Source organism: Microbacterium aurantiacum (assembly GCF_021654035.1).
Classification (GTDB): Bacteria; Actinomycetota; Actinomycetes; order Actinomycetales; family Microbacteriaceae; genus Microbacterium; species Microbacterium aurantiacum.
Map to the genome: position 1 here is coordinate 36,626 of NZ_JAJPDW010000010.1, position 11,933 is coordinate 48,558.

Consider the following 11,933-nt stretch of genomic DNA (forward strand, 5'->3'; position numbering starts at 1 on the left):
GAAGGAGACATGACGTGTCCACGGTTGACAGCTTCGGTGCGAAGAGCACCCTGACGGTCGGCAGCACCGACTACGAGATCTTCCGCATCGACACGGTCGAGGGCTACGAGAAGCTTCCGTTCAGCCTGAAGGTCCTCCTCGAGAACCTTCTCCGCACCGAAGACGGTGCGAACGTGACGAAGGCGCAGATCCAGGCTCTCGGATCGTGGGATGCCGCGGCCGAACCGGACACAGAGATCCAGTTCACCCCCGCCCGCGTGGTCATGCAGGACTTCACGGGTGTGCCGTGCATCGTCGACCTCGCGACCATGCGCGAAGCCGTCACCGCCCTCGGTGGCGACCCCAAGCGCATCAACCCCCTCTCGCCCGCCGAGATGGTGATCGACCACTCGGTGATCGCCGACCTCTTCGGCCGCGAAGACGCGCTCGAGCGCAACGTCGAGATCGAGTACGAGCGCAACGGCGAGCGCTACCAGTTCCTGCGATGGGGCCAGACGGCCTTCGACGACTTCAAGGTCGTCCCCCCGGGCACCGGCATCGTCCACCAGGTGAACATCGAGCACCTCGCGAAGGTCGTCTACGACCGTTCCGTCGACGGCGTCCTGCGCGCCTACCCCGACACCTGCGTCGGCACCGACTCCCACACGACGATGGTCAACGGCCTCGGTGTGCTCGGATGGGGCGTCGGCGGGATCGAGGCCGAGGCAGCCATGCTCGGCCAGCCCGTGTCGATGCTCATCCCGCGGGTCGTCGGCTTCAAGCTCACCGGGGAGATCCCCGCCGGCGTCACCGCGACCGACGTCGTCCTCACCATCACCGACATGCTTCGCAAGCACGGGGTCGTCGGGAAGTTCGTCGAGTTCTACGGCGAGGGCGTGGCATCGGTGCCCCTGGCGAACCGCGCCACCATCGGCAACATGAGCCCGGAGTTCGGCTCGACCGCCGCGATGTTCCCGATCGATGACGTGACGCTCGAGTACCTGCGCCTGACAGGTCGCGACGAGCAGACCGTCGCGCTGGTCGAGGCCTACGCCAAGGCGCAGTCGCTGTGGCACGACCCGTCTCGCGAACTCGTCTTCAGCGAGTACCTCGAGCTCGACCTCTCCACGGTCGTCCCCTCCATCGCGGGGCCGAAGCGTCCTCAGGACCGCATCCTCCTCTCCGAGGCGAAGGCCCAGTTCGAGAAGGACATCGTGGGATACGCCTCACCCTCCGTGTCCAACGACATCGTCGACCTGGAATCCAAGCACTCCTTCCCGGCATCCGACCCCGGCGCCGCTCCCGGCGACGAAGAGAGCGAGACCCGCGAGGTCCACATCTCCAGCGGTGCACCGGCGGATGTCTCCAACCCTGTGCGCGTGACGCCCCCGACGGGCTCCCCGTACACCCTGGACAACGGCGCGGTCACGCTGGCGGCGATCACCTCCTGCACGAACACGTCGAACCCGTCGGTCATGATCGCCGCCGGTCTTCTCGCCCGCAAGGCGCGCGAGAAGGGCCTGAAGCAGAAGCCGTGGGTGAAGACCACGCTCGGCCCGGGATCCAAGGTCGTCACCGACTACTACGAGAAGTCGGGCCTCGACAAGGATCTCGAAGGACTCGGCTTCTACACCGTCGGCTACGGCTGCACGATCTGCATCGGCAACTCGGGGCCGCTCATCGAAGAGGTCTCCGCCGCGATCAACGAGCACGACCTCGCCGTGACCGCGGTCCTCTCGGGCAACCGCAACTTCGAGGGGCGCATCAGCCCGGACGTGAAGATGAACTACCTCGCGTCGCCGCCGCTCGTGGTCGCGTACGCGCTGGCGGGCTCGATGCACTTCGACTTCGAGACCGACCCCCTGGGTCGCGACGCCGACGGCAACGACGTCTTCCTGAAGGACATCTGGCCGGCGCCCGACGAGGTGCAGGAGATCATCGACTCCTCCATCTCGCGTGAGCAGTTCATCACGCAGTACGCCACCGTCTTCGAAGGCGACGAGCGTTGGAAGAACCTGCCCACTCCCACCGGGCCGGTCTTCGCGTGGGACGAGGATTCGACCTACGTGCGCAAGGCGCCGTACTTCGACGGCATGACGATGGAACTCACCCCGGTGAGCGACATCCGCGGCGCGCGCGTCATGGCCGCGCTCGGGGATTCCGTCACGACGGACCACATCAGCCCGGCCGGCAACATCAAGGCCGGCACCCCGGCGGCGCAGTACCTGACGGAGCACGGGGTCGCGCAGAAGGACTTCAACTCCTACGGTTCGCGGCGCGGAAACCACGAGGTGATGATTCGCGGCACCTTCGCCAACATCCGGCTGAAGAACGAGCTCGTCGCGGCGGTCAACGACGGTCAAGTCATCGAGGGCGGGTACACGCGCGACTTCACCCTCGAGGGCGGCCCCCAGTCGTTCATCTACGATGCGTCGATGAACTACCAGGCGCAGGAGACGCCCCTGGTGATCTTCGGCGGCAAGGAGTACGGTTCGGGTTCGTCGCGCGACTGGGCGGCCAAGGGAACGCGTCTCCTGGGCGTGAAGGCCGTCATCACCGAGAGCTTCGAGCGCATCCACCGCTCCAACCTCATCGGCATGGGCGTCGTGCCGCTGCAGTTCCCCGCGGGGGAGAGCTGGAAGTCCCTGGGCCTCGACGGCACCGAGATCATCTCGATCACCGGTCTCGAGCAGCTCAACGAGGGTGTCACCCCGACGACCGTGCGCGTGGTCGCCGAACCGAGCGAGTTCTCGCCCGCCGGCAAGGAGACCGTCGAGTTCGACGCGACGGTCCGCATCGACACCCCCGGTGAAGCCGACTACTACCGCAACGGCGGCATTCTGCAGTACGTTCTCCGGTCGCTCGTCTGATCCGTGAGGGAAAGGGCCGGTGCCGTCGAGGCCCGGCCCTTTTCCTTTCCCGGCCATTACACTGGGACGACCCCGCCCGGGGGCGGAAAGGAGCTCGCCATGTCGTTGCTCTCATCGATCAGCGGACCTCGTGATCTGGATGCCCTGAACGAGGACCAGCTCGTCGATCTCGCCGACGAGATCCGTGCATTCCTCATCGAGAACGTCGCGCGCACGGGTGGGCATCTTGGTCCGAACCTCGGAGTCGTCGAGCTCACGATCGCGATCCACAAGGTCTTCGACTCTCCCGAGGATCCGGTCATCTTCGACACCGGCCACCAGTCCTACGTGCACAAGCTGCTCACGGGGCGCCAGGACTTCTCGGGCCTTCGCGCACGTGGGGGACTGGCCGGCTATCCGCAGCGGTCCGAGAGCCCGCACGATGTGGTGGAGTCCTCCCACGCGTCCAGTTCGCTCAGCTGGGCCGACGGCGTGTCCCGCGCCATGACCCTCACCGGGCGGAAAGACCGCCACGTCGTCGCCGTCGTGGGAGACGGGTCCCTCACGGGCGGAATGACGTGGGAGGCGCTGAACAACATCTCCGACGACAACGACCGCAACCTCGTCATCGTCGTCAACGACAACGGTCGCTCCTACGCCCCGACGATCGGCGGCATGGCCCGCTATCTGAACCGCGTCCGGACGGGAGAGACCTACCGTCATCTCCGTCGCGGGTCGGACGACCTCTTCCGCAAGCTCGGCCCGGCCGCCCGTGCGGTGTATCGCGGTGTCCGCGGCGGAACCCGCGGGTTCCTGTCGCGCTTCACGAACAACGGCGATCTGTATTCGAACCTTGACATAAAATACCTCGGGCCCATCGACGGACACGACCTCACGGCGCTCATCGAGACACTCGAGCAGGCCAGGCGCTACGGCGCCCCGGTCATCGTCCACACGATCACGGAGAAGGGCCGCGGCTATGAGCCCGCCCGCAAGGACGAAGCCGACCAATTCCACGCCGTGGGCAAGATCGATCCCGTCTCCGGCGTCGCGCTGGGCGGTGGGGGAGCACCCGCGTGGACCGATGTGTTCGCGGACGAGCTGCTGGCCGTCGGTGAAGACCGCTCTGACGTGATCGCCATGACCGCCGCGATGCTCCGCCCGACGGGACTCCTGCCGTTCGCTCAGAAGTTCCCCGATCGCGTCTACGACGTCGGCATCGCCGAACAGCACGCAGTGGCCTCGGCCGCGGGCCTGGCTTACGGCGGCCTCCATCCGGTCGTGGCGATCTACGCGACCTTCATGAACCGTGCGTTCGATCAGGTGTTGATGGATGTCGCCCTCCATCGCGCCGGTGTGACGTTCGTCCTCGACCGGGCCGGCGTCACCGGTCCCGACGGCCCCAGCCATCACGGCATCTGGGACCTCGCCATGCTCCAGCTCGTGCCTCACATCCGGATCGCCGTTCCGCGGGATGGCGAGCGGCTTCGCGAGGAACTGCGCGAAGCGGTGGCGGTGGAGGATGCGCCGACCGTCGTCCGCTTCCCTCGAGGAAGCGTGAGCGCGGACCTTCCCGCGATCGAGCGGTTGCACGACGGCGTTGATGTGCTCGCCCGCGGCGACTCCGAGGACGTGCTCCTGGTCGGCATCGGACCGATGGCCCACGTCGCTGTCGAGGTCGGCGAGCGGCTACGCGCCCAGGGCATCGGCGCCACCGTCGTCGACCCCCGCTGGGTGGTGCCGGTGCAGCCGTCGATCGTCGATCTGGCCGCCCGCCACCGGCTCGTCATCACGATCGAGGACGGCATCCGCGTCGGAGGTATCGGTACGCGTGTCCGCCAGGTTCTCCGTGAGTCCGGCGTCGACACGGCGGTCGACGAGCTCGGTGTGCCGGACGAATTCATCGACCACGCCAGCCGCGAGCAGATCCTCGAAGATGCGGGGCTCACTGCGGCGAAGATCGCCCAGGACGTCGTGGCTCAGGTCGTCGGGACGCGCATCCCGGTCGCGCGGGCATCCGCCGAGGCCGACGGTGTCGGCGACGTCCCGCACTGGAGCGACGCGCAACCGCGCTGACCACCCCGCGCACGAGAGGGCGGGTGGGGGATGCCGATCCGGCTTTCCCCACCCGCCCTCTCGTTATCTTGCGCGTCAGATGGCGCCCTTGAATGTGAAAGCCCGGATGATGTTGATCAGGCCGAGCACGATCAGGGAGATGCCGATCAGCCACCAGAGTACGACGGCGCCCCAGATCGGCGAGAACAGCAGCACCAGACCGGCGATGATGCTCAGGATGGCGAACGCGATCGACCACCCCTTCGATGCGGCGTCGCCGAGGGTCGACAGCGCGACGATCCCCTCGACGATCCACATGATGCCGACGAGGATGCCGAGGAACAACGCGAGCCAGACGGTCGTCTGACCGAGGTTGAACAGCGCGACGACACCCGCGATGATGAACAGCACACCCAGCGCGATGTGGCCGACGCGCGCCCAGCCGCCCTTCGTCTTGGCGAAGATGCCGAGCCCCGCGTAGACGAGACCGGCGACGATGGCGTAGATCGCGATGATGGCGGTGACGACCATTGCGGTCTTGCCCGGCCAGGCGAGGATGAGGATGCCGACGATGACCGCGAGGACACCGCCGATTCCGAGCGCCGTGCGAATTCCGTTGACGGCCGACTTCTCGACCGTTGATTCAATGGACATGTCCGTCCTTTCTGAGAGTTCCCTGGGAAGGGTCGGTTGCATTGTAGACCCGCGGTTCAACGCTTTCCCTCAGCCGCGCAGGATGATATCCGTGTGTGACGCCGGGGGAGGGGTCACCCGAGGAGTAGCGTCACAGCCAGAAGCACGGGGATGCAGCCGATCGTCGTCAGAAAGACGGTGTCTCGGGCGATCGGTTCGCCGACATCGTACCGCTGCGCGTAGTTGAACACGTTCTGGGCGGTGGGCAATGCCGCGAGCACGACGACGACAAGCACATCCTGCGCCGACAGCCCGAAGACGAACTCCGCCACCGCCCACGCCGCGGCGGGCATGACGAGGAGCTTCAGACCGCTCGCGAGGATCACGTCGCGGCGGCGCCCAGGCGCGCCGAGCACGCGCTGCCCGTGCAACGAGATCCCGTAGGAGATGAGGAGCACCGGCACGCAGGCGTTGGCGATGAGGACCGCGGGCTCGAGGAGGACCGGGGGAAGCGGCACGCCGCTGACGGAGACGGACGCGCCGAGTGCGGATCCGAGCACCAGCGGATTCGTGATCGCTCGGACGAGCGTGCATCGCCAGGACGATCGTGCGGACGTCGCGGCATCCAGGATCGCAAGAGTGACCGGGGTGAACAGCAGCAGCTGCATGAGGATCACCGGCGCGGGGAAGGCGGCGCTCCCGAGGAGGTAGAGCGAGAGCGGGAGGCCGATGTTGTTGGAGTTGACCTGCCCGGCCGACAGTGCGCCGATGACCGTCTCACCGACGCTCCGGCGCCAGATGACACGCGCGATCACCGCGTGCAGGGCGATCACTGCGACGGCGGCGATCAGCGACACCGGGAGCAGGGCGGAAAACAGCGTGCGCACGTCTGCCTGCGCCAGCACCACGAACAGCAGGAAGGGGGAGAGGACGAAGAACGTCAGACGCGCGAGGACCGGACGCGCATGCTCTCCCAGGAAATCGATGCGGCCGATGATCCATCCGACGACGATCGCCACACCGACGACGACGAATCCCGTGAGCGACTCGCACACCCTTCGAGCCTAGAGAGTCGAGAGGTTTGTTAGGGTTGCCGCACGCTCCTCGCCCCCACCAGCCGATTCTGAGCGCGGAGACACGAGATGACCACGACCGAGCCTGCGACGCGGCCCCCCGGTGCCGCGTCCTCGACCCGCATCATCGCGCGACGCCGTTCGCGACGGAAGCTGCTGTCCTGGATACCCATCACCATCGTGGCTCTGCTGTGCGTGGGATTCGTCGTCGCGGCGGTCGCCATGCAGAACTCCTGGTGGATCGACGCCGATCGCCCGGCATCCGCCGATCAGGAGGCAGCGGACGGGATGTCGATCTTCACCGGCGCGGGGATCGATTACATCGGCCGCCAGGGCCTGATGAAGATCCGCGTCACGGAGGACGCGTTGCCTGCGGACGAGCTCGGCCTGCCCGCCGACGGCAGCGAGCGGTTCGAACCCATCGTGCCGGTCACCGCGATCATCCTGGGCGGGGACGGCGTCTTCAGCATGGACCTCGTCCGGTCCTTCACCGTCACCACCACCGACGGACGGGTGGATTCGATCGAGCTCTCACGAGTCAGCGATGGCGCGTGGCTCACCGTCTTCCCCTACCTGAATTCCGTGGCAGAGCGATGGGGTTTCACGGCGGCCGACGTCGCAGCCCTGCAGGACGATCTGACCGCCGCATCGCGCGAGGAGGGCGCCGATCAGTACTCCGCCGCGATCGAGCCCGTCCAGCACAACGGCGCGCTCTCGTCCGCCAAGATCACCGTCGACACGCCGTCATCGCAGGTCACGGTCACCTTCGAGGTGGCCGTCGCGGACTCCCCGTGATCACGCCGCCGTCCGGGACGGCGCACCCGGGCGGTGCGGACGACCTCGACGACCTCTCGGAGTGGATGAGCCATCCTGCGTCGCCTGAGAGCGATGCCGGAGGAACGGGTTCGTCCTGGACGGCACGGAGAAGTCCGACCCCGGGGCGCCCGCCATCACCGACGCCCGGATGGTCCGCCCCGCCCGCGCCTAACTCCTCATTCCCACTGGATGGAATCGGTTCCACATCGAGGGGACCGGGAAACCGGGCGATTCGGAGGAGTTGGGTCCGGCGCGAAGCCCGACATCCGACTCAGCTGCGTTCGGTGCAGCCCGGTCCGGCGCGCTCGGCCCGCCGCGGGCGCCCTGTGCCGAACTCCTCAGATCCGGCGCACCCGCGGCAGGGACGCCGCGGTCTCGCGACGCGTCGCGTCGAATCAGAGGAGTTCGGCACGACGGATGACGACCCCGATCGGGGTCACCCCGAGAAGATCGTAATTGCCGATAATGCACATTATGTCAGCTTGAACTTGTACTATTTGCGAGATTCGCAATTACTGCAGAAACGGGTATCACCCGACGCGCTCCCCTGAAAGCTAACCTGACCAGGTATTCTCACCCATCACGCTGCTTGCCCGCGGTGGGTCGCGTTGTGCTGAGATGTGTACGTACAGCCGCCCCTTGACCCGCGCCTGACCTGGTGTTTCTCTTACGATGATTGCGGTTCTCGCAATCTGTGTGCGAAACTCGCAATCGACTTGAGGGGTCGGGAGCGCCGATGGCAGATGGTCCGGAGAACGTGCTGTTCGCGCCGTTCGGTGGACAGGCGCCCGATCCGGAGATGTTCCTGGCGAGCGTGCTGGACGGGTGGGAGCGTCAGCAGCGCGCGAAGGATTTCTCCGCCGCCACGATCCGCAGTCGTCGGCGGCTGGTGCTGGCGATGGTGGACTTCACCGGCCACTATCCGTGGGATTGGACGATGGCGGACGCGGACGACTTCTTCTCGCATGCCCGCGGCGTCCGCAATCTCTCGCACTCGACGGTGCGTTCCTACCAGGGCGCGATCAAACTGTTCTGCGATTACGCCTGCGACCCCCGCTACGACTGGTCGGAGCAGGCGGCCACGCTGTTCGGGCGGGTGTTCGGGCAGATCGTCACCGAGCTGAATAAGGTCACCCATGCGCACCCGACCGACGCGCGGCCGGCGAAACGGCCCTTCACGCAGCGCGAGCTGCAGGAGTTCTTCGATCTCGCCGACCTCGAGGTGCACCGCATTCTCGACTCCGGTCGGCGTGGCGCTCTGGCGGCATGGCGAGACTCGGTCGCGTTCAAGACGGCTTACGGCTGGGGGCTGCGGGTCAACGAGCTCCGCCACTTGCAGCAGGTGGACTTCTCCCGAAACAACCGCGCGCCCTACCTTGGCGATCACGGTGTGCTCCGGGTGCGGTGGGGTAAATCGCACCGCGGCTCCGCGAAGAAGGTGCGCACCGTGCTCACCGTCTGGCAGTGGGCTGCCGACACCATCCATGACTGGGTGGAACGCGGGCTCCCCCGCTACGGCTACCCCGTCACCGACCTCTTCCCCACCGGCACCGGCGGTCTGCTCTCCGAGACGCACCTGATCCATAAGCTGCGGACGCTGGTCGACGAGCTCGGCTTCCCTCCCGGGCTGGACCTGCACTCCTTCCGACGCGCCTACGCCACCCACCTGATCACCGGCGAGGGATTCGACGTGACGTTCGTGCAGATGCAGCTCGGCCACGAGCACGCCTCGACCACCTCGATCTACTCCCTCCCCTCCCCCGACTACCAGCGGCTCGCGCTCGAGCGCGCCCACGACCGCACCCTCGCGGCGGCACGCCGGCCGCGCAACGACGACAGGAGCACCCCATGACCAGACGCGAGATCACCTACACCTGGCGGGTGCGGGAGGTCATGGCTCGCCGCCGCATCTTCAACGCCAAGCAGCTCGCTCCCCTGCTCCAGGAGCGAGGAATCACGCTCACCCCGAACGCCATCTGGCGGATCGTGTCGCAGGACCCGGAACGGATCTCCTTCCAGATGCTGGTCGCGCTCTGCGACGCGCTCGACGTCACCCCCAACGACCTCATCACCTACACTGCCGCCGACGCGAAAACAGTCCGCCACCGCCGCAAGGCCTCCGGCGACGACCTCCCCGATCTTCGCGACTACCGACCGGTCCGCGCCCGCATCGTCGACGACGACGATGAGTAGACCCGCGACCGGCGGCAACGGCTCTACTCGACCGCCCACAGTCCGCATCGCCGCCGAACCGCCCGCACGCGGCCGCCCCCGCTCGGTCGGTGACCTGACCTGCGACCGCTGCCACCGCACCGACGTCGCGAAGATCCGCGTCCGGTGGCCCGACGGCGCCATCTGCGGCATCTGCTTCACCACCGCCACCCACACCTTCGGCACCTGCCCAGACTGCCTCGAGCCCGACCGGATGCTCCCCGGCCGCAACAAGCAAGGCAAGCCGATCTGCCGACACTGCGCCGGCATCACCACCCAACTCGTCTGCGCCCGATGCGGCCGCGAAGCCGAACGCTTTCGAGCCGGGAACTGCGCACGCTGCGTCGTCACCGAAGACCTCACCGCGCTGCTGCAACCGGGCGACAACATCAGCCTGCATCGCCTCATCCGCGTGCTCGCCGACGCCGAGCGCCCCGAGAGCATCTACACCTACACGCGTGGGGCGAAAACACGTGAGCTGCTGACTGCCATCGGAGAGCGACGCCTCGCGATCCGACACGACGCCTTCGACAAGCTCGCCCGATCCACCGCGGCCGAACACCTGCGCGCCCTGCTCATGCACCACGGGATGCTGCCGCAACGAGGCCCCGAACCGCTTGCCCGCTTCGAACGGTGGCTGTCCCAGAAGCTCGATGCGCTGCCGGACGACAGCACCCGCACCGCGATCGAGCGGTTCGCCACCTGGCACCACTTGAACCGCCTCCGCAAGCGCGCAGCTGACCCCGCCGCGAATCTGGAGACCGTGACTCACGCTGCCAAACAAGAGATCACCGAAGCCGCGAAGTTGCTCATCTGGCTTGCCGACACCCATGGCGTCGACGCCGCGAGCCTGACCCAGGCCTACGTCGATGACTACCTCGCAGATGGCCCGAGCACCCGCAAACACATCCGGAACTACGTCCGCTGGCTCAACCACGAACGATCCAGTCCCAGCCGCCGCCTCGACGCTCCGCATCGGGACGCGAAGTCGGTGCCCATGATCACCCAGACCCAGCGGATCGCGCTCGTGCGCAACTGCCTCGAATGGGAACGCGTCGGCATATCGCTCCGCGTCGCCGGCCTCATCCTGCTGCTCTGGGCTCACCCACTGAACAAGATCGTCATGCTTCGCAGCGATCACCTGCAACAAAGCCCGACAGGAATGACCATCCTGCTCGGAACGCGACCGGCCGCAGTGCCCGAAGCGATCTCCGAACTGTTCTGGCGCCACGCTCAACGGCCCTCGAATCAGCAAACCACCAACACCTCCACAGATTGGTTGTTTCCCGGGACGAGAGCGGGAGCCCACCTGCACCCTGGAACGCTGTCGACCCATCTCAAGGCTCTGGGAATTGACGCACAGCGCGCACGCAACGCCACGCTTCGCGACCTCGTCCACGATGTCGACGCCCGATCCCTCATCAACCTGCTCGGCTACAGCCCTGCGGTCATCACCCAGCACGCCGCCCGGACAGGCACCCGCATGAGCGACTACGTCGACCTCAAGCGGGGGCGAAACCACGATCGAACGAACGGCTGAGCCAGAATTGCCGCGAATCTGGGTAACGCAGTTTCCCAGCCGAAGTTGCGTTACCCGTTTGCGTTTCTTGCAATCGCTCCCCCGACCGCCTGCCGAACGGCCGCGGAGCCTAGTCAGCGAGCGGTAGCTGCGGGATAGTGTCGAGGCCGTGCCAGCATCCGACTATGTCCAAGGCCTCCGCGATCGCGTCGGAACCGACTTTCTGCTGCTGCCAGCCGTCACGGCCGTCATCCGCGACGGCGATCGGTTCCTCCTCGCACGGCAGCGTGACACACAGCGGTGGAGCCTCGTCGGCGGTGGCATCGAGCCTGGCGAGCAGCCAGCAGATGCCGTCCGGCGCGAGGTGCGCGAAGAACTCGGCGTCGATGCGACGGTGGAGGGCATCGTCGGTGCATACGGCGGGCCGCCCCTGGAGGCCGCGTATCCCAACGGGGATCGTGTCGGCTACGTCACGATCGCATACGCCTGCTCGCTGTCCAGCGACAGGTTCGCACTCGAACGGGCAGAACTCATCGAAACGAGCTGGGTCGAACTCGCCGACCTTGACGCCCTCGACCGACACGAATGGATCGGCCAAGTTCTTCAAGACGCAGCGCGATCGTGACGCGAACTCGCGGACGTTGGTGAGAAAACGGGTAACGCGGGTCCCCAGCAAACTCTGACATGTTCGCATCAGATGCGAATGCGCCGGTCGTCGCGACTCATCGATTGCGGCGCGGAAGCGACGCACCTGATCAGCGGTCATGAGCATTGCGCCATAACCGGCTCTTCGGACAT

Annotated in this window: 9 protein-coding genes; 7 read left to right on the forward strand and 2 right to left on the reverse strand. The window is 66.7% G+C overall.

Going from position 1 to position 11,933, the window contains the following annotated elements; translation table 11 throughout:
- Positions 1-14: 14 nt before the first annotated feature.
- Together LTL01_RS14280 and dxs are read left to right on the forward strand one after the other, a co-directional pair.
- Complete coding sequence (locus LTL01_RS14280; RefSeq protein ID WP_308195193.1) at positions 15-2,849, forward strand: aconitate hydratase; 2,835 nt, start codon at positions 15-17, stop codon at positions 2,847-2,849.
- 99 nt (positions 2,850-2,948) lie between these two features.
- Entirely contained in the window at positions 2,949-4,904 is a 1,956-nt protein-coding gene (gene dxs / locus LTL01_RS14285) for a 1-deoxy-D-xylulose-5-phosphate synthase (RefSeq protein ID WP_236969037.1), read from the forward strand.
- 75 nt (positions 4,905-4,979) lie between these two features.
- Here the strand turns inward: dxs and LTL01_RS14290 are convergent, their stop codons facing one another.
- Both LTL01_RS14290 and LTL01_RS14890 read right to left on the reverse strand, forming a co-directional pair.
- The gene (locus LTL01_RS14290) at positions 4,980-5,537 is read right to left on the reverse strand and encodes an HdeD family acid-resistance protein (protein ID WP_053548685.1); all 558 of its coding nucleotides are present in this window, start codon (positions 5,535-5,537) and stop codon (positions 4,980-4,982) included.
- Between the two features lie 113 nt (positions 5,538-5,650).
- Positions 5,651-6,571: an AEC family transporter gene (locus LTL01_RS14890; protein WP_236969038.1), complete on the reverse strand. Its 921-nt coding sequence runs from the start codon at positions 6,569-6,571 to the stop codon at positions 5,651-5,653.
- 87 nt (positions 6,572-6,658) lie between these two features.
- Here LTL01_RS14890 and LTL01_RS14300 point away from each other — a divergent pair, with 87 nt between their 5' ends.
- From LTL01_RS14300 to LTL01_RS14320, 5 genes are all read left to right on the forward strand, one after another.
- Positions 6,659-7,384 carry a hypothetical protein gene (locus LTL01_RS14300; RefSeq protein ID WP_236969039.1) on the forward strand — a complete coding sequence of 242 codons (726 nt, stop codon included), beginning with the start codon at positions 6,659-6,661 and terminating at the stop codon, positions 7,382-7,384.
- Positions 7,385-8,141: 757 nt separating this feature from the next.
- Positions 8,142-9,257: a tyrosine-type recombinase/integrase gene (locus LTL01_RS14305; RefSeq protein ID WP_236969040.1), complete on the forward strand. Its 1,116-nt coding sequence runs from the start codon at positions 8,142-8,144 to the stop codon at positions 9,255-9,257.
- Complete coding sequence (locus LTL01_RS14310) at positions 9,254-9,598, forward strand: helix-turn-helix domain-containing protein (protein ID WP_236969041.1); 345 nt, start codon at positions 9,254-9,256, stop codon at positions 9,596-9,598. Before LTL01_RS14305 ends, LTL01_RS14310 begins: the two co-directional genes overlap by 4 nt.
- On the forward strand, positions 9,591-11,156 hold the full coding sequence (locus LTL01_RS14315; RefSeq protein ID WP_236969042.1) for a site-specific integrase: 1,566 nt from the start codon (positions 9,591-9,593) through the stop codon (positions 11,154-11,156). The genes LTL01_RS14310 and LTL01_RS14315 overlap by 8 nt, the downstream gene beginning before the upstream one ends.
- Before the next feature lie 148 nt (positions 11,157-11,304).
- Complete coding sequence (locus LTL01_RS14320; RefSeq protein ID WP_236969043.1) at positions 11,305-11,760, forward strand: NUDIX domain-containing protein; 456 nt, start codon at positions 11,305-11,307, stop codon at positions 11,758-11,760.
- Positions 11,761-11,933 lie beyond the last annotated feature (173 nt).

Coding starts and splice junctions, on each gene's coding strand:
- dxs (WP_236969037.1), top strand. CDS start 2,949: ATGTCGTTGCTCTCATCGATCAGCGGACCTCGTGATCTGGATGCCCTG.
- LTL01_RS14310 (WP_236969041.1), top strand. CDS start 9,254: ATGACCAGACGCGAGATCACCTACACCTGGCGGGTGCGGGAGGTCATG.
- LTL01_RS14290 (WP_053548685.1), bottom strand. CDS start 5,537: ATGTCCATTGAATCAACGGTCGAGAAGTCGGCCGTCAACGGAATTCGC.
- LTL01_RS14305 (WP_236969040.1), top strand. CDS start 8,142: ATGGCAGATGGTCCGGAGAACGTGCTGTTCGCGCCGTTCGGTGGACAG.
- LTL01_RS14315 (WP_236969042.1), top strand. CDS start 9,591: ATGAGTAGACCCGCGACCGGCGGCAACGGCTCTACTCGACCGCCCACA.
- LTL01_RS14300 (WP_236969039.1), top strand. CDS start 6,659: ATGACCACGACCGAGCCTGCGACGCGGCCCCCCGGTGCCGCGTCCTCG.